Annotated in this window: 21 protein-coding genes; 10 read left to right on the plus strand and 11 right to left on the minus strand. The window is 41.4% G+C overall.

Annotated elements, in window-relative coordinates:
- The first annotated feature begins 362 nt into the window (after positions 1-362).
- The 4 genes from OCU78_RS08995 to OCU78_RS09010 all read left to right on the plus strand — a co-directional run bounded on the left by OCU78_RS08995 (position 363) and on the right by OCU78_RS09010 (position 4,930).
- The gene (locus OCU78_RS08995; RefSeq protein ID WP_137372904.1) at positions 363-929 is read left to right on the plus strand and encodes a magnesium transporter; all 567 of its coding nucleotides are present in this window, start codon (positions 363-365) and stop codon (positions 927-929) included.
- On the plus strand, positions 929-1,918 hold the full coding sequence (locus OCU78_RS09000; protein ID WP_137372903.1) for an efflux RND transporter periplasmic adaptor subunit: 990 nt from the start codon (positions 929-931) through the stop codon (positions 1,916-1,918). The genes OCU78_RS08995 and OCU78_RS09000 overlap by 1 nt, the downstream gene beginning before the upstream one ends.
- Before the next feature lie 292 nt (positions 1,919-2,210).
- Positions 2,211-4,187, plus strand: coding sequence for an alkyl sulfatase dimerization domain-containing protein (locus OCU78_RS09005; RefSeq protein ID WP_137372902.1), 1,977 nt, complete (start codon positions 2,211-2,213; stop codon positions 4,185-4,187).
- Positions 4,188-4,447: 260 nt separating this feature from the next.
- Positions 4,448-4,930, plus strand: coding sequence for a hypothetical protein (locus OCU78_RS09010; RefSeq protein ID WP_137372901.1), 483 nt, complete (start codon positions 4,448-4,450; stop codon positions 4,928-4,930).
- A 45-nt stretch (positions 4,931-4,975) separates the two neighbouring features.
- Here OCU78_RS09010 and OCU78_RS09015 read toward each other — a convergent pair whose 3' ends face one another.
- The 4 genes from OCU78_RS09015 to OCU78_RS09030 form a co-directional block, all read right to left on the minus strand.
- Positions 4,976-6,256 carry a ferredoxin reductase family protein gene (locus OCU78_RS09015; protein WP_137372900.1) on the minus strand — a complete coding sequence of 427 codons (1,281 nt, stop codon included), beginning with the start codon at positions 6,254-6,256 and terminating at the stop codon, positions 4,976-4,978.
- Between the two features lie 238 nt (positions 6,257-6,494).
- On the minus strand, positions 6,495-7,277 hold the full coding sequence (locus OCU78_RS09020) for a nitroreductase family protein (RefSeq protein ID WP_137372899.1): 783 nt from the start codon (positions 7,275-7,277) through the stop codon (positions 6,495-6,497).
- Positions 7,278-7,530: 253 nt separating this feature from the next.
- Positions 7,531-10,632: an efflux RND transporter permease subunit gene (locus OCU78_RS09025; RefSeq protein WP_137372898.1), complete on the minus strand. Its 3,102-nt coding sequence runs from the start codon at positions 10,630-10,632 to the stop codon at positions 7,531-7,533.
- A gap of 8 nt (positions 10,633-10,640) precedes the next feature.
- Entirely contained in the window at positions 10,641-11,744 is a 1,104-nt protein-coding gene (locus OCU78_RS09030) for an efflux RND transporter periplasmic adaptor subunit (protein WP_137372897.1), read from the minus strand.
- 295 nt (positions 11,745-12,039) lie between these two features.
- Between OCU78_RS09030 and OCU78_RS09035 the strand changes: the two genes are divergently transcribed.
- Positions 12,040-12,651: a TetR/AcrR family transcriptional regulator gene (locus tag OCU78_RS09035; RefSeq protein ID WP_137372896.1), complete on the plus strand. Its 612-nt coding sequence runs from the start codon at positions 12,040-12,042 to the stop codon at positions 12,649-12,651.
- Between the two features lie 87 nt (positions 12,652-12,738).
- Here the strand turns inward: OCU78_RS09035 and OCU78_RS09040 are convergent, their stop codons facing one another.
- Entirely contained in the window at positions 12,739-13,644 is a 906-nt protein-coding gene (locus OCU78_RS09040) for a LysR family transcriptional regulator (RefSeq protein ID WP_137372895.1), read from the minus strand.
- Positions 13,645-13,776: 132 nt separating this feature from the next.
- On the opposite strand from OCU78_RS09040, the gene OCU78_RS09045 reads away from it, so the two are divergent.
- Positions 13,777-14,091 (plus strand): monooxygenase, encoded by a 315-nt coding sequence (locus tag OCU78_RS09045; RefSeq protein ID WP_137372894.1) that lies wholly within the window; start codon positions 13,777-13,779, stop codon positions 14,089-14,091.
- Positions 14,091-14,462, plus strand: coding sequence for a hypothetical protein (locus OCU78_RS09050; RefSeq protein WP_137372893.1), 372 nt, complete (start codon positions 14,091-14,093; stop codon positions 14,460-14,462). Before OCU78_RS09045 ends, OCU78_RS09050 begins: the two co-directional genes overlap by 1 nt.
- A 44-nt stretch (positions 14,463-14,506) precedes the next feature.
- On the opposite strand, the gene OCU78_RS09055 is transcribed toward OCU78_RS09050, so the two are convergent.
- Positions 14,507-15,439, minus strand: a complete 933-nt coding sequence (locus OCU78_RS09055) for a DMT family transporter (RefSeq protein ID WP_137372892.1) — start codon at positions 15,437-15,439, stop codon at positions 14,507-14,509.
- Positions 15,440-15,725: 286 nt separating this feature from the next.
- Here OCU78_RS09055 and OCU78_RS09060 point away from each other — a divergent pair, with 286 nt between their 5' ends.
- Both OCU78_RS09060 and OCU78_RS09065 read left to right on the plus strand, forming a co-directional pair.
- Entirely contained in the window at positions 15,726-15,878 is a 153-nt protein-coding gene (locus OCU78_RS09060) for a hypothetical protein (RefSeq protein ID WP_167494014.1), read from the plus strand.
- 273 nt (positions 15,879-16,151) lie between these two features.
- A complete protein-coding gene (locus OCU78_RS09065; RefSeq protein ID WP_137372891.1) occupies positions 16,152-17,069 on the plus strand; it encodes a permease in 918 nt (305 codons plus the stop codon).
- A gap of 128 nt (positions 17,070-17,197) precedes the next feature.
- Here OCU78_RS09065 and OCU78_RS09070 read toward each other — a convergent pair whose 3' ends face one another.
- The 5 genes from OCU78_RS09070 to OCU78_RS09090 form a co-directional block, all read right to left on the minus strand.
- Positions 17,198-18,622 (minus strand): aspartate kinase, encoded by a 1,425-nt coding sequence (locus tag OCU78_RS09070; protein WP_137372890.1) that lies wholly within the window; start codon positions 18,620-18,622, stop codon positions 17,198-17,200.
- A 189-nt stretch (positions 18,623-18,811) separates the two neighbouring features.
- Positions 18,812-19,198, minus strand: a complete 387-nt coding sequence (locus tag OCU78_RS09075) for an ectoine synthase (protein ID WP_137372889.1) — start codon at positions 19,196-19,198, stop codon at positions 18,812-18,814.
- 14 nt (positions 19,199-19,212) lie between these two features.
- Entirely contained in the window at positions 19,213-20,478 is a 1,266-nt protein-coding gene (gene ectB, locus OCU78_RS09080) for a diaminobutyrate--2-oxoglutarate transaminase (protein ID WP_137372888.1), read from the minus strand.
- 19 nt (positions 20,479-20,497) lie between these two features.
- Complete coding sequence (gene ectA, locus OCU78_RS09085) at positions 20,498-21,043, minus strand: diaminobutyrate acetyltransferase (protein WP_180033692.1); 546 nt, start codon at positions 21,041-21,043, stop codon at positions 20,498-20,500.
- A gap of 483 nt (positions 21,044-21,526) precedes the next feature.
- Positions 21,527-22,627 (minus strand): alpha/beta hydrolase, encoded by a 1,101-nt coding sequence (locus OCU78_RS09090; protein ID WP_137372886.1) that lies wholly within the window; start codon positions 22,625-22,627, stop codon positions 21,527-21,529.
- A gap of 164 nt (positions 22,628-22,791) precedes the next feature.
- Between OCU78_RS09090 and OCU78_RS09095 the strand changes: the two genes are divergently transcribed.
- Entirely contained in the window at positions 22,792-23,496 is a 705-nt protein-coding gene (locus OCU78_RS09095) for a response regulator transcription factor (RefSeq protein ID WP_137372885.1), read from the plus strand.
- Positions 23,497-23,502 lie beyond the last annotated feature (6 nt).

Raw genomic sequence — 23,502 nt, forward strand, 5'->3', positions numbered from 1 at the left:
TCTTCCTATTATCCTGCTAGTAAATCAATGTTCACTCGAACTAACAGAATGACGAATGTTTTTATCGTGCTCAGTGTAAAGCATCATGGAAGAGCCCCTTATTTAAGGTGAGTTACACCGGATAATGACCAATACTCGTATTTTTTTGGAACGAGACAATGAAGTTGATTCACTAAGGGGCCAATTTGTGCCTAATACAGAGAATCCGTTGTCTGGATATAGCGCCATTATTTTTAGAGTTCATCGACACCTTTTGTCTATGCGTAGTATGACTAAAACGCGGTAGGCATTAACTTCTCAGGTGATGCTAAAAAGTATTCTAGGCTACAAGTTCTCTCTTCTTATTTTACGTAGGTAGAGATATGAAATTTCTTAAAATTGTTTTCCAAAAGATTTGGGCTGTCGCCTTAGTCTTTATTAAGTTCATCCTTTTTATGGTGCTGATGTTTGCTGGCGCTTGGGTGCTGGCACCAATGGGTAAAATACATTCAAAAGACATCGACCTTAGCCAATTCAATAACCACCCAAATGAAATGATGATGACGTTTTTTCAAACGGAGTATTTCTCGGGTTATCTGTTTTCTGTAACCATGGCTGTGGTACTTGCTGTTATATACGGCATGTGGCAAGTCCATGAACTCGGTGTGCATAAAGCGAAAGAGCATAAAAGTGCACATGTTCAAATTGTATTCGCCCTTTCTCTTTGCGGTCTATTCATCAGCAAAACCTTTTGGGTTATCGCTTTGGTTATTGCCCTAGCAAATTGGAAACATGTTGGCCAATCCATCAGTGACGTTATTCGCCGTGGTGTTCAACCTAAAGACCCCGCTGCCAGCGATAAAGCCCCAAATAATCAAGATTCAAACGACCAAAATCTTATCAACCAAGCGAATCCTAAACAGACAGCAACCGGAAACGAGGCAGCATAATGAAAGAAATGATGATCCCATATATCCTGATTGTATGGTCCCTGTTTGCAACTGGCGCATTAAAAAAGAGCTTTAAAAACTACACATGGGCAGCCATTGGAGGCGCGGTTATTTTAGGTCTTTTAGCTATCGTATCTCGCCTTTGGGCACCTGTTGATATGACTAACTCGACAACGGTAAAAGCACCACACGCTGTAATGTCTCCGGTTTTCGGTCAACAGATCGACCAAGTGTTCGTTGATCACAACCAAATCGTTAAGAAAGGCGATGTGATCTATACATTAGTCGACATTAATTCGGCGGCAGATAAAGCAAAAATTGAATCTTCGATTGTACAAAAAGAAGAAGAGATTAAGCAGATGACTCGCGATTTGGATCGCGCTGAAACATCGCCTCAAATTTTCAATACTCGTGACGTAGAAAAATTAAATTCAGATCTTCGTGTTATGAATGCTGCATTAGCGTCACTCAGAGCCGATTTACAGAAGGTTAACTGGGCACAAGAAAAGAAAACAATTACCGCCGAGTTTGATGGTCAAGTGTCAATAGTGAACATTGCTGAAGGTTCGGTTATGGGTAACATGCACCTATACAACACCAGTAAGAAATTCCTTGAAATGCGTATTTCAGACCAAACTTACGGTTACGTAAAAGTGGGCGATTTTGCCGAGTTCTTTGTTGACGCTTACCCAGGTCACGTGTTCCGCGCCAAAGTTCACAGCTTTACAGCTGGTACTGGTGAATCGAGTATTTCACCTCTTCAAGGGCCACAAAGTGTCGGTCAACACGTTGTTCGAAACGGTAATGGCTTAGGGCGAACTATCGTACTAGAAATATTTGAACCTGAAGGCTACACCATTCCAATAGGTGCAGCAGGTGCAGCTTGGATTTCCGCAGAGAAACCGCATCCATTTTGGGGCTTCATTGATGTGATTGGCGCAGCAACAGTCCGCCTTCAATCCTACAAATCTTATCTGGGTGCTTGGTAATATGATCGTTCGCATAGCTTCATAGCTTCATAGCTTCATAGCTTCATAGAAAGACTCTATGCTCCATTACTGAATCAAAAACACCTCATTCTTGAGGTGTTTTTTTGTATTCATCAATGCCAAAAATCATTGTTTGACCTTGATCAATAAAATCGAATAAGCGATTGAATGAAAATCAAATCATCGTAATAACGATATGTCGAAATCGATTTACCTCGTAGATACCATTCACTTACCTCTTTATGATTACCCCATCAAATCCTATTCCTGTTTTAAAAATAAAGGTCACATTATGACTAATACGTTTAAGAAAATGGCTTTACCCGTTGCGATTGCAAGTGTTCTTTTCACTTCTGGCTTTGCCTCTGCAACTCCAGTTATTGAAGCAACATCGAAAGTAGGTCAAGAACTTCAAACTGCAAATGCAGCTCAATACCAAAACATCGATCTTGATTCACGTTACAAGAGTGAAGTTCTATTTGAACATAAATCTAACTTATTCTGGGGTAAAGGCGAACGTATTCAGGTTGTTTCTAAAACAGGTGATTCTCTAGCTTACACCGCTGAGTCTGACCATGTTCACCCTATTTTAACCAAGCACGGTCGTAAAATGGATCAAGCTATCATCAAAGTAGATGACAATGTTTACCTTGGTTACGGTTTCGGTCTTGATACACCAGTAATGATTGAAGGTGACGATGGCATTATCATCGTTGATCCAGGTGAATCAGTAGAAATGGCTCAATCGGTTAAAGCGCAATTCCGTCAAATCACAGATAAGCCAGTTAAAGCTATCATCTATTCTCACAACCATATTGACCACATCTCTGGTGTTCGTGCATGGGTGACAGACGAAGAAGTGGCATCAGGCGACGTTAAAATCATCGCTGAAGAAGGCCTAACAGCAGCCGTGGCTAACTGGTCTTCAAACTTGGGAACATTATTCGGTCACCGTACTTCTTATACTGGCGCTAAGCACGTAGAAGAAGGAGAGCACGGTACTGTAAACGATGGTCTAGGTCCTCGTTTCATGCAGGGTGCTATCTCGTTCATCGAACCAAACGTGCTTGTACCAAGCCAAGGGCACTTAGAGATTGAAATTTCTGGCGTTAAAATGCACATTGAAAACGTGCCTTCTGAAACTAAAGATGAGCTAGTTGTTTATCTTCCAGAGCAAAAAATTCTACATGCTGCAGAAGTACTTCAAGGTGAAAACTTCCCGAACCTTCACACCATTCGTGGCACGAAATTCCGTGACCCTTCAATGTGGTTCAAAGGTATCGACGTAATGCGTAAGTTTGACACTGAGATTATGATTAACTCTCACGGTCGCCCTGTTGAAGGTAAAGAAGCGGTATCTGACGTATTAACGGCTTACCGTGATGCGATTCAATACACGCATGACCAAACAATTCGTTACATGAACAAAGGCATGACGCCAGATGAGTTAGTTGAAGTGGTAAAACTTCCTAATCACCTTGCAGAGCACCCTTGGTTAGGTGAACACTACGGTACTGTTGCACACGCAGTGCGCCAGATTTACGTAGGTTACAACGGTTTCTTCGAAGCGGATCCATGGCAACTAGAGCCAATGGCATACGAGCAACGCGCTAAAGCATTCGTAGAGATCATGGGCGGCCGTGAGAACATCATCGAAACCGCTAAAGCAGCAATCAAAGCAGAAAACTACACATTTGCGGCAGAAATTCTTTCTTACCCTATTACGGTTAACAAGCAAGATATGGAAGCTCGCGAGATGAAAGCACAAGCTTACAAAGCATGGGCTGCAGATCAAGTGAACATCAACTGGCGTAACTGGGCACTTAACGCTGCTGCTGAACTAGAGAACAAACGTGATTTCTCTAACATGATCAGCTTTGCTTCAGTTGACGTTCTTACTGCATTACCAAGCAAGCAGATCTTCGACATGATGACTTCAACGCTTATCGCAGAAAACTCGCTAGACGTAAACATGATGCTAACGTACAACTTCTCTGATACTAACGAAGCATTTACTATCGAAATCCGTAACGGTATTGCACAGCTACACGAAGAAGCAGTAAAAGGTGCTGATGTACAAATCGACACCACGCGTACAGTATTGAACCAAATCTTGATTGCGGGTCCAAACGCTCAACAAGTGATTGGTAAAAACTTACAGTCTGGCGCATTCAAATTCTCGAATGGCGACATCAAAGGCTTCGGTCAATTCATGAGCTACTTCGATAAGCCAATGACTCCTGAAGAAATCATGCTTATCGTTCGCTAATTGAATGTTCGCTAAATCAATAGCTGATAGCTTGTTTGATTTCAAGGATAGATAACGATATACAAAAGGGACCCTCATGGTCCCTTTATCTTTTGGTTTGATTACTGGTAAAGTGCGCCATCCGGCAGGCTGGTAGATGATTTAGCGGCTTCTTTAAGCTGCATCAATATCAAAACACCTATGCCACTGCATCTATGTTAGTGCTGCCTATATTAGTGCAGCTAAACGTGCATTTTTACCGCTTAAAGTTAGAGGTCACCATGTTAAAACGAATTGCTCTACTTCTTTCATTAAGTTCTTCGCTTGTTTTTGCGTGTGGTTTACACCAAGAAACTGGCTTTAGCTTAGTTACAGAACCAGGTTCACTTGAAGTCTTTGGCAATATCATTAATGCCCGCCAAGACGATGAATTTAATAATCTCAATAAACCAGACCACTTCCGATTATTTGCTATAAAAGCAGCGCTTGCCAAAGAGCACTCACTAAGCACTGACTTCAACTTATTCGAAGCCATTAAAGGTCATTACAGTGAAATTAATGTAGCAAATGAGGTGAGCGTTTCGGGGCGAGAAACCCTCCCAACAAAAGAAGATCTATTACTAATTACTGAACTCGATGTATTTGATGCGATCGCAACTGGCACCATTTCTTGGGATCAAGCCAGCCTTCAGGGATTAGTAGTCATCAATGGACCTGATGATAAACGTGAACAGTTAAACGCTTGGTTCAGCGACATCTTTTGATGCCGCTGCCTTTAAGTGGGATTCGAATAAATGAGTTACTGAAAACTATCGCATGCTAAAGTTTTCATTGTGCCACTGATTGGTTTTCATACCCTTCTCAACTAGCTGAGATTTCAATGACATCAGCATTGGTGTTGGTCCGCATGCAAACCATTGATACTGTTTAATATCCAACTCTAGCTTGCTACACATGGCCTCTGCAGTTAGTCGCTCACTTCCAGAATGTTGCTTATGCAGTACAATTCGCTTAGAGCCAATCAAGTGTCCCACTTTTTCTAACATTAACGAATAGAGTGACCCTCTTCCTACATAAAACAAATGCACGGGTTGATCGCTTTCTTTCCAACTTCGAATCCACGCTAGGAATGGAGTAATACCTATACCACCAGCAATCCAAACTTGAGGTTTATTGGCTTTCTTTTTCGCATGTAAGCGTCCATAGCCGCCATCAACCGTGACAGGTAAACCAACTTTAAGCCTACTTTGTAATTCTTTGGTGTGGCGACCAAGCCCTCTAATAACGAAGCTCAGTTGTTGACCAGTGCCTTTATTTTTAGCACTTGCTGCATTGGAAGCTGCAATAACTTCAGGTGCTGATGTAATGGTGAATGGGTGAAAATGTTCTACACGGTCAAAGCCAAAATCAAGATAAGCAAACTGACCTGCATGATATTGAATGCTTTCATCTTCCGCTTTCATGACCACTTCAACTGCATCATCAATTGGGTTCACTTCCGTCACCTGATAAGCTCGATACTGCTTAGGCTTCATGAATGTTTTGTAGATCCAACTAAGCGAGCCAATGAGGGAAACCGCAACCAAAGCTGCCCCGGTTACACTGAATAATTCAAACGGTACATCAGAAAAAAACGTGTGGTAGACAGAAATTAGGAAAATAGGCCCCATAAGCTTGTGAGTATAAAACCAGATACGATATGGGATTTGTTTAACCATACTCACTCCACCTAGAAGCAACAAACCATACATAGCCCATTGCCCAACTTCTTCCCCCATTTCAGCAAACTGAGGATCAAGTGCATTACCAGCAGGTCCTGGTACTAGCATCCAGTGAAAACTTGCACCAATTAAACCGAAAATACCCAGCCATTTGTGCCAAATGTACGCTTTATCCATGCCTCCGACCAAAGGCTCAATCCACTTAGGGCGGCAGCTGATCACCATAGCTAAAGCCATGCTAATCATTGAGATAGTGGCAAAGAATGCAGGAATTTTTCGTGCCAGTTCCAAATCAACAGGAAGCAAAAACCAAACGCCTACCAACAGTAAGAAGCTAATGATAATTAAGGTGAAATTTTTGAATGTCATAATAAACCGGAACAGGTAATAAGATACTTTTAGAATGCCATGCTGAATGTGAATAAAACATGAACCTATTGTTCAGCTTATTGATGGGTATAAAGAAACGAATCAATACAAAAAGGCCAGTCACCTATGCTTGAAAGGTTGACTGGCACATAAATATAGAATCATTAGTTTTACAAAAAATAAGAATAAATGATTAAAAGAACAAGGTGGACCCTAGCCTCATACACATCGATTCGAACTAGAGATTGTGGTTCATAAAGCCTTGCTTCTCAATGTAATGAAGAACGCTTTGTGAAAACTCAACGTGTGACTCTCGCGTATATTTTAGAGTTGTATATAGCTGAGCTAAGTTCTTCACATCTGATGCTTCAATCTTAGCTTTAAGTTCAGGGAACGACATATAACGGTTCCAACCGTCCGTTTCTCGCTGCTTATAAATGGCTTTAATCTGTTCATCCGTCTGGTCTTGATAAGTCTCGTAATGGACAAGCCCTTCTAATGGTAAACGATCTCGCACTTCAGGGTTTTCATCTGCATAACCGAGCGAATAACCTACCACGGGGACTACACCTTCCGGTAAATTGAGTATCTCACCGATCTGATCGCAGTTAGCTAATGTAGAACCCATATAACATAACCCTAAACCTTTCGCTTCAGCCGCAGTCGCAACGTTTTGCGAGACTAAAGTGGCATCAATCGTCGCAATCATGAAGCTCATAAAGTTATCGAAATTAGGCTTCGCTTCATTGAGTTCTAACCACTTTTTCATTCGACGAAAATCAGCACAAAAAGTGACTAATACTGGTGCATCAACCACCATATTTTGTTCCATGTGTGGCTGATAAAGTTTTTCACGAATAGCAGGATCTTTCGTGACTATAATCGAATAGGACTGCATGTTACCCGATGAAGAAGCTCGAATACCGGCTTGCAGCACTTCATCTAACACCTGTTGCGGTATTTCTTGAGATTTATACTGACGAATTGAACGATGAGAATGCAAGTGAGACAAAATATCCACTGAAATATCCTTATTGATTTAGTTATCCTTATGTAGCCTCATAGTAACTAACTCATTATCGAATCATATGTTCTAAAAATAAAAATGAGACATTCGGTCAGATAAGTTTCTCTCTGCATTTCACATAGAATGCAGACCGACTTTCTATTTCCCAACCCCATAGCCACAAACACAAACAAAGACATAGACATAGACATAAAAAAGCACAGCCTTAGCTGCGCTTCTTATTAAACTATTCATTACACTCTTATATCTAATCTGAGACTAATCTCTGAGAATGCAGCCCTTTTCTACGTGTCATCAAGTGGAACACGACAGGCACAAAGTAGAATGAAATCAGCGTGGTTAATACTGTACCGCCGACGATGGCAACTGCAAATGGCGGCCAAAAACCACCGCCTGCAATAATCAAAGGCATAAAACCGCCAACCGTTGTGATGGTTGTGGAGCTAATATGACGAGTACACGACATCACCGCTTCTACCACAGCATCAACATTGCCAGATGAAGCCCTCTCATCCAGTTTAAGCTCAGTCAAAATTACAATGGCTGCATTGATAGCTAAGCCAGCAATACCCAACATAGCGATGATTACAGTGAAGCCAAATGGGTAACCAAATATCCACACGGACAATAACCCAAGACCGCCCGCAAGCGCTGCCACCATGAATATGATGCTACTCATTCTGAATGAGTTAAACGACATCACCACTACTAGTACCATCAAGACCACAACAACGGCCACATTAGAAATTAGACTATTTACAGAGTTATCTCGTTCCGCCGATTCGCCACCAAACCCAATAGTGTAGCCTGACGGGATCTCATAACTTTCTAAACGCTTTTGGAACTCATTGAGTACAGTCTGTGGTAGTACACCAGCTTTGATGTAACCCTCAATAGTATTCACACGCTGCCCATTACGTCTAGTGATAGAACCGCGGCTAGTCGTAAGCTCTAACTCTGCTAACGTTGAAACATTGATACCCGTTGAATACACCTCTGAGCTTATCGGTAAACGGATATTACTTAGGTGCGATAAATTCTCGCGGGCATCATCCGCTACACGTACTCGAATGGGTACTGACTCACTGCCTTCAATCACTGAGCCGCTTTCACGACCCGTTAACGTGGTTTGTAGCATGCCTGCAAATTGATTAAGAGAAATACCATTTAGCTTGGCTGTATCCTCATCGACCTTAAGCCATACTTTAGGCGTACCCGGCTGTAAGGTTTCTCGTGTATGAGTAACATTGGGAATATTGGCAAGAATTAAGCGTACATCTTCACCAATCGCCTTCAAGGTATCTAAGTTTTCGCCATAAACACGTAATTCTACAGGCGCAGTAAATGGCGGCCCTTGATTAAGCTTTCTTACCAAAATCTGCGCTTCTGGAACCTCTTTATCCAACACCTCTTGTAACATTGGAATCAAAGCATTGGCTTGTGCGAAGTTCTCCGTTTTCACCATCGCTTGTGAAAAATAAGGCGCGTTGTTTTGTCTTGCTTGCAGGTTGTAATAGAAAGACGGGAAGTTAGCTCCTACCAGCCAATCAATACGCTCCACTTCTTGGTAACGGTGAATAATGTCATCGACTTTTTCTGAAGTGGCTTTGGTCGCATAGATACTTGCTTGAGGCGGCATGTAAACCTGAATCTCAAACATGTCTCTGTCCGAAGGTGGGAAGAACTGCTCTGTTAATTGAGACATGCTCCAGTAACCGGTAAAAGGTACTAACAGCACAAGGGCAATCGTGATTATCGGGTGAGTGACACCAAAGCGAACTGACGACGAAAACCAGCGAGTCAATGCAGGAATTCTCAGCCCTGTAATAAACCAGTGGTGCTGACCTTTTTTATCAACATCACTGAGCTTTTTAGGAAGAAGCTTAGTCGCTAGACCTGCGATCAGCGTATGCGAAATTAGGTAAGAACCTAACAGAGAGAAAGAAACGGTAATCGCAATGCCGCCCACAAATTCACCTGAAGCTCCTGGCATTAAGATGATTGGTGCAAAAGCAAGAACGGTCGTAAGTGTTGAACCTAGTAGCGGCACCCATAAATGCTTAAGTGCATTCATCGTTGCTTCGGCTCGCTGCTGACCTTTCAAACGGTAAGCTTGAATGGTATCCACCATTACCACCGCATTGTCCACCATTATCCCGAGTGCAACAATTAAACCAGTCACCGACATTTGGTTGATTGGTACTCCGGTCATCTTCATGATGGAAAGTGTGAGTAATGAGGTTAACGGAAGAGAAATGGCGACTAAAATTGCAGCTCGAACACCTAGAGTCACGAACAGTACAATTAAGATCAGCACAAAACCAATCATTAAACTTTTGCCTAAGTCATCTAAGCGAGTCTCGGTGTAACCCTGCTGATTAAACAACACAGTTACTTGAACATTGCTTGGCAGTTCTTGCTCAAACTTATCGATAACGGTATTGGCTCTAGCTGTCCAATTATCCACTCGCAAGTCAGGATGCATTCGCGCAGCAACAATCACTCCGGGCTCACCATCAACAATCGCGATTTGATTTTGTGGCGTTTTTTCCCCTCGGCGTACAGAAGCAATATCTTCCATTCGGATGATGTGCCCATTACTGTCTGTCGCAATTGGCACTTGTTTAATTCGTTCAATCGAGTCGAGTTCTGATTCAATTTCTAACCCAAAACGAGAATATGCACTGACTAATTCCCCGGCAGAGTTTTTCGCATCAGCGCCTTCCAGTGATTCCGCAATATTAGCGCTTGAACGCCCTAATGCCGCAGCATCAGCAGTTCGCAAACTGATCTGAATTTCTTCTTGTGGCATCCCGTATTCATCAACGAATTCGGTGCCTGATAAGGTTCTTAATCGCTTAGCCAATTCTTTTGCATAACGACCAAGAGTTAGCCTATCTGGCTCTCCAGAACCTGACCAAGTAAGCGCAGTAATTGTGGTGAAGGCGTAAGTATGGTCACTGTCGAGATCCGGAGAGTGTGTGCCTGATGGCAAGAGCGCCTCAACATCAGATAATTTGTCACGAGCCTGCGACCAAACAGGTTCTGGCTCGGTAATGTCATCATTCAATTCCAGTGTCACAATCGACACTCCCGGTCTTGACGTTGAGGTGACTAATTTAACTTCACTCAGTTCACGCAATTTGTTTTCGATGACTTCAGTCACCAGCGTTTCAACCCGCTCGGCACTAGCACCTGGAAAACTGGTGGTAATGTTTGCATAACGGTTTTCTATGACTGGGTCTTCAGCTCGCGGTAAGGTCATGAAAGCTGAAATACCGCTTACAAGAAGTAAAGCAGTCATTAATATCAGTAGCCGAGTATTGGAAATAGTCTCTATGATTTTCATGGTATTCCCTACTTAGCCACTTCAGCAGGCTTTACTGTTTGCCCTGGAACTAAACGATGCAAACCACTGGCAATCACCTGCTCGCCATCAGCTAAGGCACCAATCACATAAGCTTGTTGATTATTTGCAAATAGAACCTGAACGCTTCTGCGTTCAACTTTGTTACCTTCACCAATAACGAAAATATTCCACACGCCACGTAAACCATCGATTAATCCGGTTAATGGGATCCAATAACCTTGTTCATCTATCGTTTCATCAAATTGAAGGTAAGTAAGCTGCCCTTCTAAAACTGGTGATTTTTCTGGGAAGAGATAGCGTAATGCTACGCTGCGAGACTGGGTATCAACCATGGCACCAGGGTTAAGTAAACTCACAGAATAATTTGAGTTAGCCACTCTTATCACCGGAGCTTCAAGTGAAGTGACCTTTAGCATTTGATGAGCAGGAATGCCAATGAAGGCTTCTTTCCCTTCCGTTGCAAGTAGAGTCAATGTCGGGTTTCCCACATTTACCACATCACCTAATGAAACAAAACGCGTTGCTATCGTGCCCGAATACGGAGCAAGAACAGTCGATTTAATCAGTTTTAAATCATTTGCTTGTACTGAAGCATCAATCCGCAGAAGGTTAGCTTGCAGTACACGCTGCTCACTAGTCAGTGTGTCGATTTCAGCTTCAGCACTGAAACCTTTCGCTTTGAGCGAACGCTGACGCTTTAGGTTAGCCGCCACTAAACTTAACTGAGCTTTTACTTCTTCAGATTGGGCTTTTAACTGGCTGGACTCTGTTTTAAGAAGCTGAGTATCTAAACGAATAAGTGGCTGCCCTTCTGTGACGGTATCACCCACATCAACAAATATCTCTTGTACTTTCCCTGCTAATTCAAAGCCCAAATTGGCTTGCTGCCCAGCTTTGACAACTCCAACATATTCACGCTGAACTGCATAAGAAGGTGATAGCTCCAAAGCGATCGTTTCAACAGTTAATACCGTTCCTGTAGTTGAAACAGCTGAGTCAACTGGAGACTCAGTTTGCGTTGCTTCTCCACATCCAATAAGAAAAGTCGATAGCGCTAACGCCATCGCACTTCTCTTCATCAATTTATACATATTACTGTTCCTATGCAGTTTTCAATCGTATCCTTTTTAGACTAACCAAATCAAACTAGACTGTCTAGTTTGATTATGTTAAATATAAGTTTCATCGTTAATGATTGATAAAAACATCACAAAAAGCATAATGCTATCCATCGGCTAACTTACATTTGGTTCAATGCGATTTGTCGGATCAACTTGAGCCTTGTCAGCACCTGGAAAGAAAAACAGTTACAATTAGAGTAGCAATGCAACGTAAGTAGCGATGCCCCGAAAAGTAACGAGAAACAAAACGTAACGAGAAGCAAACGTGACAAAAATCATCAAGAGTGAACAAAAAAAATCGCAGATCTTAGCCGCAGCCAGTGAGCTATTTTCTCAATACGGCTACAAGATCAATATGGATCAAATAGCGAAAGCTGCAAATGTTTCTAAGCAAACGGTCTATTCTCATTTCAAAAACAAAGATGAGTTATTTGAAACCTGCATGCAGACCAGATGTATTGAGAGAGAGTTAAGCCCAAGCGCATTTGATATGGATGCTCCTGTCGCCGAAGAACTGGTCAAATTTGGAATGAAGTTTCAGAACTTATTGCTTGATGAACAAGCAAGGCAAACTTTTCAAAATGCAGTCAGCCAAGCCAACACTCATCCTGAAATAGCCGCGGTTTACTTGCAGTCTGGTCCCCAGAAAACGACTAACTTATTGGCTGAGTATCTAAAAGACAAAGTCAATTCAGGTGACTTTAACTTGTCAGTTTCAAGTTCACCAAGAATTGCAGCCATGCAGTTGTTGCTCATGTTCCACGGAAAATCCGCTTACTGGGGATTCTTCGGGCAAGACAGCCAAGAAAGTGATGAAGATAGACTAAATTACATCCAAGAATGCGTGGCTCTGTTTATTAACGGTAACTGTTCTTAATAAACGACTGATCTACATGAAAAATTGTGTTGTTCCCCCCCATCTAACCGTTTACATGTACTGCTGAATATCAGCTTCGCTATTGAGTTAAAAGGTAAAGTCTCGTGTTGCCGCTGAACTCAGTAATAAAGAGTAAAACTCTTTTGCCGCAGAGCCTGTCTTCACCCCTTTAGGCAGTGTCAAATGCAGCGGAACTTGGTAGCTTCGAGAGTGCTCGATGTTCAGTATAGTAAGTGTTTCTTGCCCTCGGCTTTCGACGATATGCTTAGGTAAACGACAATATCCAACACCTTGTTCGACCGCTCGAAATGCGTGGTCGAAGTTATCAACCGTAACGCGCTGACTCGACTTTAGCCAACCCACATCTTTTTTATCACTCTGCTTTTCAACTGATCCTAAATCTCTTACCACTATTTGAGGCAACGTTGAAAGCTGATTCAAAGACACAATATCAACACTCGCTAAGGGGTGTGATTTAGCAACGACTGGAATTAATGAAGTCACCCCAAAAGCTTCAGCAGGAAAATTAGTCACGGGTAAGTTAATAATAGCGACATCAGCCAGCTCCCGAGTCACCATCTCTGTCGTTTTAGAAAGCGATGTCTCGATAAGCTGAATAGATGTTGTACTGTTACTTTCAAGGAATTGAGCCATTATTTGATATACCCATGTAGGGTTACAAAGGTGATCGACCGCTACAGTAATTTCAGATTCGATTCCTTTCGATAACTGCTCACTGATCAGCTCTAACTCACGGGCTTGATCCAGCATGCTACAAGCTCTTCTTAACAATGCTTTACCATCTTCAGATAACACAGCTCTGCGCCCTTCGACACGAACTAACGTCACACCAAGTTGCTCCTCCAATTTACGCACCGCATAGATCAACGTGGTGTGGCTTTTATTTAACTGTATGGCGGCAGATTGAATGCTCCCTGCACGGTCTATTTCATACAAGGTTTGCCACTGGTCTAAGGTCGTCTTTAATCTCATAGTCTAATTTCTTGAGGATTATTGGCAGTATTATGAACTTTTCTGTTCAATTTTTACAGGTGATACTTACCTCAACGACAAACAAGACTCATCTTGTCCGTCAGTTTACTCATCGAAAATTGGAGAAACACCATGAAATTATTACAAGTAGATTTTGGATTTAAAGGACCATTTGGTGAAGATATGGCAAATGCATTAATGGAGCTAGCAAACTCAATTAATAACGAACCTGGCATAGTTTGGAAAGTTTGGACTGAAAGCGAAAAAGACCAAATGGGTGGTGGTATTTACTTATTCGAAGATGAACCCAGTGCTCAAGCTTACCTAGATATGCATACCACTCGATTACAGAACATGGGCATTAATGATGTACGTGGCTTCATATTTGACATTAATCAACCATTAACGGCTATCAACAGAGGTCCTGTAGCACAGGTGGTTCAATAATGAACAACAAAACTTTTTTAAGTTTGCATAGCGGTATTTATACCGCTTTTGCTCTGGCTTTATTTCTAATACCAGAGCTAATGTGGCCGGTCTATGGCGTGGAAATCAATGACCAAAATGCGCTATTTCTATCTCAACATACCAGTATTTTCCTTGGTGGACTTGCCATAATTAGTTTTATGCTAAGAGATATAGAGCCTGGAAAAGTAGCAAAGAACTTATTCTTATCTTTACTGCTGACTAACCTATTAGGTGTCATCATTACATTTTATGGTGCTGTAATAGGTGTTTTTACAGGCTTAGGATGGAGTGACCCAGCATTCTTTATGCTTCTGTCCATTTTAAGCTTTGTACAAATGAAAAAGCAGTGAGTGATCACTGCTTCATTTATCTTATCTACTGGAACAGAACCATATTATTTGCTTACCTGCTTAACATTAGATAACCCTTTCCATAAACGCCCGTCGATAGCTGAAAGTCCTAAAGCAATTAAAGACATGCCAATAAAATGGATAGGTTCAAGGGTTTCATTCAAAAAGGCGTACCCAAGTAATATTGCAGACACAGGAACCAATAAGGTGACAAGTAGTACATTGGTAGCACCAGCTAATTCGATTATTTTGAAGTACATAACATAGGCAAGAGCAGTCGATACCACAGCTAATCCAATGATTGCGAGCCAAGTCTGTGAACTAACATTTGATACATTTAGCGGACCATCAACAAACAATGAGATAGGCAGCAATATCATTGTTGATGCTGTCACTTGACCAGCTGCAACAATGATAGGATTAATGCCTAGCGTTTTAAAACGGCGGCTATAAACGCCAGCAAATGCGTAACAAATAGTCGCTGTAATTACGGCAAGCTGCGCAAGTAAACTCCCCCCGCCGCTCAAGGCTGGTAAACCAATCATAACCACCACACCAATAAATCCTATTGCTACACCCATAATTTTTAAAGGCGTTGGGCGCTCATCTGGTAACAATAAACCAGCCACAATCACAGCCGAAATTGGCGTTGCTGCATTCAAAATAGACGCTAAACCAGAAGCAATTTGAGTTTGACCCCAAACAATCAACACAAATGGAATAACATTATTTAATAAACCAACTTTAAAAAAGGCTCCCCAAATACTTAGCTCTTTAGGTGGTTTCAAACCAAGTAGTAAAGCGATAAACCATAATGTTAGCGCTGCAATACCAACTCTTAAAGCAACGATGGTTAATGGCGGTAATTCATTGACGGCTATTCCAACAAAGAAAAAAGAGCCACCCCAAAGCATTGAAAGTAGTACCAGCATTATCCATAAGCGAGTACTCATAGAGGTTGAGATAGCAGATGTCATAGCGAACAGTCCATGTAACTGAGTTGAAATTGCATACTAGCGGCATCCCTATCAATAAGACACGTATTTATTCACGAATTTAACGATTGAGCTACAAGTCACATGGTTCTATGCGGCTAGGTTTACCACTTACATTTCCATATATCAGCAATACCTTTCACCGACTCGATAAACAAATAATGCTAATCCTAACGATAAATAACCCGATTAGGTCAGCTCAAGACTATCTGCTTTAATCGCGCTCAGACAATTGTCCTGTTCTATTTTCTATTATTAGGGTATTTAAATGTTTTCAATTGATGACGTAGTAGTAGCTACAAAAGGTATCGAGCTTGGTGAGATGACTGTAACTGGCATCAGCGCAGGCGGTTTCTACATTCATGTAACGGTTGATGGTATGGCTCTGACTTACCCAGCTCAAGACCTTAAAAAAGCATAGTTCGTTGCTAGCTTGACCACTACAGATATTAATAAAGGCAGCCTCGCGCTGCTTTTTTGTTTTGCCCCTTCCAGAAACCTACCAATTTTCATCTTCAGAACCAACCTAGATACAATTACCACTAATTTAATACAGATCAATCACTTAACAAAAAACTCAATAATCAAGCTTTGTATAAAATAAAATTATTTCCAATTTTATCGAAATATCTATTGATCTAATAAATCGACGAGCGTATATTTCGATTATTCCAGAAATATGAAGATTTAGATTATGTTTAATATTACACAAGATATGATAATGGACACTTTAGGCATGTTTGCCTTTCTAGCAGTTGAACTAACAATCCTATTCTTACTGATTAGTTACATTGTTGGTGTACTGCAGCTATACATTCCACCAGCAAAAATTCAGAGCATTCTTAGCGGAAAAAATGGTAAAGGTTACTTTATTGCAGGGCTATTAGGAGCAATTACTCCGTTCTGCTCATGCTCAACGATTCCTTTCTTAAAAGGTTTGCTACGAGCAAAAGCTGGCTTCGGTACTATGATGGTATTTTTGTTTGCTAGCCCACTTTTAAACCCAATTATTATTGGCTTATTTGCCGTAACCTTTGGTCTGAAAGTAACTGCGTTCTACTTTGCCATTGCGATGGGTGTATCCGTAATTGCTGGTTACACACTAGAAAAGCTAGGCTTCGAGAAATATGTAAAAGAATCGGCGTATATTGAACCGGAGTCTAAAGGTTGTGGGTCATCATGCGGGGCTAAAGCAGCGCCAGTGAATAAGTGGAAGAAAATTTGGAACAGCACATGGTCTGATTTTAAGAAAGTTCTACCTTATTTAGTTGGTGGTATAGCTTTAGGTTCAATGATTTACGGCTTCATGCCAACAGAATTAGTGGCGAGCGTAGCAAGTGAAGATAACCCATTTGCTATTCCAGTTGCTGCCGTTATTGGTATCCCTCTGTACATTAGAGCTGAAGCTGTAATTCCGCTAAGTGCCGCTTTAGCTGCAAAAGGAATGGGGCTTGGGGCAGTAATGGCACTGATCATTGGTAGCGCAGGGGCAAGTTTAACTGAAGTCATTTTGCTTAAATCAATCTTCAAAAACCAAATGATTGCCGCTTTCTTATTCGTAATTTTAAGCATGGCAATGAGCGCAGGCTTCCTATACCAATTTATCTTCTAACGGTTTAGTGCTGAATTCAGCTCACAGAAGTTAAGAAGTTAAGAAGTTAAGAAGTTAAGAAGTTAAGAAAATGGCACATTCAATCGAATGTGCCATTGGCTTTTTACAAAGTCTTTTCGCGTAATCGACTAAGCTACTTTGCTAGAAAGTTCGCCTTTATCTGAAGAGTTGAAAAATTCACCATGCAATGCACAAATTGCTGAGCCATATTCTTTATGACCCACTACAAATTGAACATTCACATTACGCATTGAAGAGTGCAATGCTACAGGTGTCACCCCTTCTTTCATCAAGGCTAAAACACCCTGAGTGAGTGCTTTGTTAGTATCAATCTGAGAACCAATCACAGAAATAAGAGCGACCATCCGGCCTTTAATCTCCGCTTTTGGATATCGCTTTTCAGCTTTATAAAGTACTTTATTCAAACTTTCAGTACTGCCGCCTAAATAATAAGTAATCGAGTTTGCATTCATCTCTTTACCTACAAGGCAAACGTGAGCGTCCGCAATAATTTCCATCAATTCATAGCTCACATTATCCACCTGACCAACCATAGTTTGATCAAATAAATGCAAAGCAAAAACCTTTTCTTTTCCGGCAATAATTTCAACTTTATTTGCTGTAGGTTGATGGTCACTCGAAATCAATGTACCTGCGTGCTCTGGCTCAAAAGTGTTTTTAATTTGCAGCTCAATATTACTTTCACGCAAGCCTGCTGCTGCATTCGGATGGATAGCTTCCATACCTAAGTTCGCAAGTTGATCCGCCACATCATAATTCGTACGACCAATTGGCAATACTTTATCGGAACCTACGACTCGTGGGTCTGCTGAACTTAAATGATACTCTTTATGGATGATCGCTAAATCCGCTTTGGTAATCGACGCAATACGGCTAAAAGTCATCTCGCTATATCCGCGATCGTAAGTGGACATCAAACCTTCTGAACACGAAGCATAACCAGTAACAATCGGAAGCTCTGTTGTGACATCAATATCAGCGAATACATCACGGATATTGTCATCCAGACTTTTCGGCTTTTCAGAATTCCAACCACACAAATCAACGAACTTGGCGTTAACACCCAAGTTTTTTAACTTTAGTGCTGTATTAAATGCACTATGCGCTTCACCGATCGAAGATAAGAATTCACGAACTTGTGGCAGATAATGGCGTAACGAAAATTGACCATACTGGCAAGTTTCCAAGATATTCGAGATACAATGCTTAGCTTCTGAAATACGAGAACCAATGAATTTATCTGCACGAAGGCGGCTCATTGGATCTGCAAAAATATGTTCATTAGTCAAAAGCATTCGCTGTTCAACATAACTGAGGGCTTCTTCCCAGTTATCATCACGCTTCGCGATGAGCTGATACACGCCAGGTTTACTGGTCTTTTTGCACTCAAGCAGTGCGTCTGTCATACCGCTATAAGCCGAAACCACAAATACGCGATTGTAGCGGTTAGTTGGACGTAACATTATATTTTCTAAAACAGCATCAAATGCTGTCATGGATGTACCGCCGATTTTCTCTACGGTATAAGTCATAGGGGAACCTTAGTATATGAGGTTGGTAGCTTTGAAGGCTTTACTAGATTTTATTACTGCAATAGCTTTGCATACCGATAGCTTGAAAAAAGCTCAGTGAGGCATTGCGCCTCACTGAAATGTGGAGCCCGTTACATCAACGGCTGATCTCCACTCGCTCTTCGTCAATTTACAATGAATAGGCTTTACCTAATCAACTAACGGGTAAACACCATTTTCATCATGCGTTTCTTTACCAGTAATTGGCGGGTTAAAGACACACGCCATTACCATTTCTTTGTCTTTAAACGCTCGAAGAAAATGCTCATCGTGTTTATCAAGTATGTATAACGTTCCCGGTTTAATTGGATACGTCTCACCACCCACCACTTCAATTTCACCTTCCCCACTCATGCAGTACACAGACTCCAAGTGGTTTTTGTAATGAATATGCGTTTCTGTATTTTCATATATCGTTGTGATATGAAAAGAGAAACCCATATTGTCATCTTTAAGGAGCATGCGGACACTTTCCCATGTTTCCGACGCTACTCTACGCTCACTATCGCGACACTCATCCAGTGTTCTAACAATCATCTTTCTAATCCTTCTTAAGATGCTTTTTTAAAGTGCTTCGCTACTACTAGCTCTACTGCGTTTTCAAAAATACTCAAGCCTTGCTCTAGCTCAGATTCTGTAATAGTCAGTGGGCAGAAAAACTTCACAACTTCATCGTTTGGTCCCGCTGTTTCGATAATCATGCCATTTTCAAAACATGTCTTCGCGATTGCACTTGCGTACTCGCTGTCATTACATTCAATACCAATCATCATTCCACGGCCTTTCTGCTGTGCAAAAAGATCTGGATGGCGTTTAACATTGCGCTGAATGACTTCTGAAATTTTCGATGAACATGAGGCAATATGCGCTTCAAATTGATTATCAGACCAGTAAAGTTCAATCGCTTTAGCAGCGGTAACGAATGCATGGTTATTCCCACGGAAAGTACCGTTATGCTCACCTGCTTTCCAAATATCCAATTCAGGGGCAAGTAAAACCACGGCCATAGGTAAACCATAACCACCGATAGACTTAGATAACGTCACCATATCGGGTTTAATGCCTGACGGTTCAAAACTGAAGAATGTGCCTGTACGACCACAACCCGCTTGAATGTCATCAACAATCATTAAAATATCATGCGCTTTACAGATTTTATCTAGGCGCTGTAACCACTCATTAGATGCAACGTTCAGCCCGCCTTCACCTTGTACCGTTTCTAGTAAAACAGCGGCTGGCTTATCCATTCCTGCTGAATTATCTGAAAGCATAGTTTCAAACAATTTAAGACCATCAATGTCGGCATAACCTTCAAATGGAATTCGTGTTACTTGGTTTAAGCTCATACCAGCGCCTTGACGGTGGTGTTGGTTACCGGTAGCTGCTAATGCTCCAGCTGTACAACCATGGAAACCATTGGTAAACGCCACAATTGAGCTGCGACCTTTTACTTTTCGAGCAAGTTTAAGTGCTGCTTCTACGGCATTGGTTCCTGTAGGACCTGTAAATTGAACCTTATAGTCCAAACCTCTAGGGTGAAGAATGTCGCGTTGAAGCGCGGTTAAGAAACCAGCCTTTGCTGATGAATGCATGTCTAGACCATGAGTGATGCCATCCATCTCAATGTAGTCCAGCAATGATTGCTTCAGCTCAGGGTTATTGTGTCCGTAATTCAGTGATCCTGCACCAGCAAGGAAATCTAGGTAACGTTCGCCTTTGTCTGTTTCTAGCCAGCAACCTTTCGCTTTTGTAAAAATGACAGGGAAGCTATTTGAGTAAGAACGTACTTTTGATTCTTGCTTGTTAAAAATATCCATGATGAGACCGTTTGGTTTCCTATTTTTTAGAATTGTTTAACGGGATTCGATACAAATATTCCGTATCGTGTTTCCCTTTAAAATGTGTTTTTTCATCTAGAAATGTGCTGACTTCACCCTGCTGATCATTCTCGGCGTCCAGTTTTTTGAACAATGCCCAAGAAGCGGCGTTATCTTCCGTTATTGTCGTTTCAACAGCCGTTACAGTATTAAGAAAGTCTCGTCCGAGTAATTCGCTGAGCATTTTAAAAGCTAGCCCTTTACCTCTGAAACGGGGAGAAACTGCAACTTGCCATACGAATAAAGTATTTGGATCGTCTGGTTTTCTGTAACCAGAAATAAAACCGGCTATTTCACCGTTCGATCTTGCGATGATACAAGTTCGGCTGAAGTGTGATGACTGAAGGAAGTTGCAATATGATGAATTAACATCAAGAGGAGGGCATGCTGCAATGAGACTGAAAACTTCATCACCATCTTCTGCTGATGGCTCAGAAAAGATCCATTTTTCGTTAGGATCTTGCTCTATATCGGGATACATCATCCAAGGTACTGATGTGATCATGTGTAAATACATTTCCTTTGTACTCTAAGCAAATTTCGCCGTTATTAGGCACAGAACTGCTCTTCAAAATCAAAAATACCCGTTTATTAAGCTCAAATTTGAGACCTGAATCACAAAAACAAGCCAGATCGACCTTAAATAATTTAATTAGATCTCTAATCTTTTTATTGAATAAGCATTTAAAAAAGCTAATTACGCGGTATTTTGTTTATAAAAAAGCCCTTAAAAACAGTCAAAAAAGAAAGCAATACACCAACTCTCAGGTCTGAAATTATGGGTATAAAAAAACAAAAACCAGTACAAATAGTGAACCGAGAATGTGACAAATAAACAAGTAAGAGGATGATCAAAGATGGAAGGAAGTTTGGTTAGAGAGAAGATTTTTATAAAAGAAAAGAGACAGACTGTTACGTTTATATTCGCAACAAACTGCCTCCTTCATGTATTTAAGAGTGTCAGATATTTCAATCTAATGTGTATTTGCTACTTTATTTGAGTAATGAAACTATATTTATCTGAATCAGCTTTGGTTACCCAGTGTGCTCCGTTTGCAGGTGCTGAATCCAGAGTAAACAGATAAAAGTCGATGCCCTTATCGCCCATCATTTTTTTGAAATAGGTCGCCTGCTTACGATGGCTTTCGTCAGTATATGGGAAGTCTTTCGCTGTCTTGTCCCCCTGCCCCCAACTATGCACCCCTATTTGTTGGTTTTTCTCGATCGCTTTTGCTGCATTTGAACGAATCAAAGTACGCTGTTTACCTGCTGAAAATAAATCCGTCCCGCCAGAGAAAACAGAACCCGTTGCCGTGACAACCGTGTCCATATCGTTATCTTTAATCAAAAGTCCGGTATACATATTAATGTCATCGTCAGCACTTCCTCCAATATGATTGTTAAATTGCATTTCCATATTGGTTCCTTGGTTCGCTTTCACAATTTCATCCAACTGTAAGTAAGTTGTATAACCCAACGTTGAGTTAATTCTTTCGCCTGTACCATCGTCTGCAAAAACAACTTTATAAAACTTATTGAACGCAAATGAAGTTTGAATGTTGACTTGGTTATCTTTCACTTGTGGGGTCAGTAAAGTTGAGCCTATGCTACCGATGTGCTCTTCAGCTTCCGTGTAGAACTCCACCTGAACTGGTCGCTTCATATCCGATGTAGCGCTACTAATCAATGTGGTTTCATTTGAAACAGAACGAGTGGATTGGCTACATGGGAAGGTCTCAAAGTCTTCTGCGTTTTGATAAATAACACAAGGCTCAGAACCCTCTGCACTTTGTAGGTAAAGATCGACACTTTTACCATTACTGTCCGACAATTTAACGAGTGTCGCTTCGCCTAACGCTTCGGCGAATTTCATACTTGAATAAGTGGTCCCACCATAAGACAAACGCATCACTTCAAGTATTTGTTGGCGTTCACCCACTAACTGAGCCTTAGCTTGCTCGGAAAAGTCATAGTTTGCTAAAGGCTTATCCACTGTACTTGGTTTAGTCGAGCTGCCAGGTGATCCAGAGTTGCATCCAGCGAGAATAATAAGAGGAGTAGCCAGTAAAAGAGTGCGATAAGATTTCATGTGTTTGTCCCAGTTTTGAGTATGGGAGAATTTTATGAGTTAAAAGTGTAATTTACTGTCTTGGTTATGTATGGAAATGTCGTTTACCCCGTTAGAATACAAACCATTAAAGGTGCTCTTAACTTAAGAACTACAAAGCATAAGTACAACAAGGTTGATACAGAATGACACACCCAACAATGCTTATCATTGAAGACGACTTAAAGCTGCAGAAGATGTTGAAAGATTACTTCATCACACAAAACTTCGATGTCAGTGCTTTAGACGATGGCAGTAATGCCGCACAAACGATCATCAATGAGCAACCAGATATTGTTCTACTTGATTTGATGCTTCCTGTAACTGATGGACTGACAATCTGCCGACAGACACGCTCCCAATACCAAGGTAAGATCTTAATGCTGACTGCAAGCGATGATGACTTTGACCACGTTGCGGGGCTTGAAACTGGTGCTGATGACTATGTGACTAAACCTATCAAGCCGCGCGTTTTGCTCGCGCGAGTTCGGTCTTTGCTTCGTCGTCAAAATAACTCAGCCGCTTCGATTGAAAACTCGGATCACATTAGTTTTGGAAAACTTGTTCTTAAAAACAAGTACAAGAAATGTGAGTTAGCGGGTGACTTACTACCTTTGACAGATAGCGAGTTCGATTTGCTTTGGTTACTGGCAAGCAACCCTGACGAACCTTTATCTCGTGATTACCTTACCCAAGCATTACGAGGCATTGAGTACGATGGCATCGACCGGACTATCGATAACAAAGTGGTCAAACTGAGAAAACTGCTTGGTGACGACAATGCTTCAGCAGAAAAGGTGCAAACAATCAGAGGAAAAGGCTACTTGTTTGTTTCAACGGCTTGGAATTAACGACGC

This window comes from Vibrio gallaecicus (genome assembly GCF_024347495.1).
GTDB classification, from domain to species: Bacteria; Pseudomonadota; Gammaproteobacteria; order Enterobacterales; family Vibrionaceae; genus Vibrio; species Vibrio gallaecicus.

What these genes read in the sequence shown, in the direction of transcription:
- OCU78_RS09040 (WP_137372895.1), bottom strand. Translation starts at nt 13,644, where the DNA reads ATGAGATTAAAGACGACCTTAGACCAGTGGCAAACCTTGTATGAAATA.
- OCU78_RS09055 (WP_137372892.1), bottom strand. Translation starts at nt 15,439, where the DNA reads ATGACATCTGCTATCTCAACCTCTATGAGTACTCGCTTATGGATAATG.
- OCU78_RS09000 (WP_137372903.1), top strand. Translation starts at nt 929, where the DNA reads ATGAAAGAAATGATGATCCCATATATCCTGATTGTATGGTCCCTGTTT.
- OCU78_RS09090 (WP_137372886.1), bottom strand. Translation starts at nt 22,627, where the DNA reads ATGAAATCTTATCGCACTCTTTTACTGGCTACTCCTCTTATTATTCTC.
- OCU78_RS09025 (WP_137372898.1), bottom strand. Translation starts at nt 10,632, where the DNA reads ATGAAAATCATAGAGACTATTTCCAATACTCGGCTACTGATATTAATG.
- OCU78_RS09095 (WP_137372885.1), top strand. Translation starts at nt 22,792, where the DNA reads ATGACACACCCAACAATGCTTATCATTGAAGACGACTTAAAGCTGCAG.
- OCU78_RS09010 (WP_137372901.1), top strand. Translation starts at nt 4,448, where the DNA reads ATGTTAAAACGAATTGCTCTACTTCTTTCATTAAGTTCTTCGCTTGTT.
- OCU78_RS09065 (WP_137372891.1), top strand. Translation starts at nt 16,152, where the DNA reads ATGTTTAATATTACACAAGATATGATAATGGACACTTTAGGCATGTTT.
- OCU78_RS09005 (WP_137372902.1), top strand. Translation starts at nt 2,211, where the DNA reads ATGACTAATACGTTTAAGAAAATGGCTTTACCCGTTGCGATTGCAAGT.
- ectA (WP_180033692.1), bottom strand. Translation starts at nt 21,043, where the DNA reads ATGATCACATCAGTACCTTGGATGATGTATCCCGATATAGAGCAAGAT.
- OCU78_RS09050 (WP_137372893.1), top strand. Translation starts at nt 14,091, where the DNA reads ATGAACAACAAAACTTTTTTAAGTTTGCATAGCGGTATTTATACCGCT.
- ectB (WP_137372888.1), bottom strand. Translation starts at nt 20,478, where the DNA reads ATGGATATTTTTAACAAGCAAGAATCAAAAGTACGTTCTTACTCAAAT.
- OCU78_RS09015 (WP_137372900.1), bottom strand. Translation starts at nt 6,256, where the DNA reads ATGACATTCAAAAATTTCACCTTAATTATCATTAGCTTCTTACTGTTG.
- OCU78_RS09030 (WP_137372897.1), bottom strand. Translation starts at nt 11,744, where the DNA reads ATGTATAAATTGATGAAGAGAAGTGCGATGGCGTTAGCGCTATCGACT.
- OCU78_RS09075 (WP_137372889.1), bottom strand. Translation starts at nt 19,198, where the DNA reads ATGATTGTTAGAACACTGGATGAGTGTCGCGATAGTGAGCGTAGAGTA.
- OCU78_RS09045 (WP_137372894.1), top strand. Translation starts at nt 13,777, where the DNA reads ATGAAATTATTACAAGTAGATTTTGGATTTAAAGGACCATTTGGTGAA.
- OCU78_RS09070 (WP_137372890.1), bottom strand. Translation starts at nt 18,622, where the DNA reads ATGACTTATACCGTAGAGAAAATCGGCGGTACATCCATGACAGCATTT.
- OCU78_RS08995 (WP_137372904.1), top strand. Translation starts at nt 363, where the DNA reads ATGAAATTTCTTAAAATTGTTTTCCAAAAGATTTGGGCTGTCGCCTTA.
- OCU78_RS09060 (WP_167494014.1), top strand. Translation starts at nt 15,726, where the DNA reads ATGTTTTCAATTGATGACGTAGTAGTAGCTACAAAAGGTATCGAGCTT.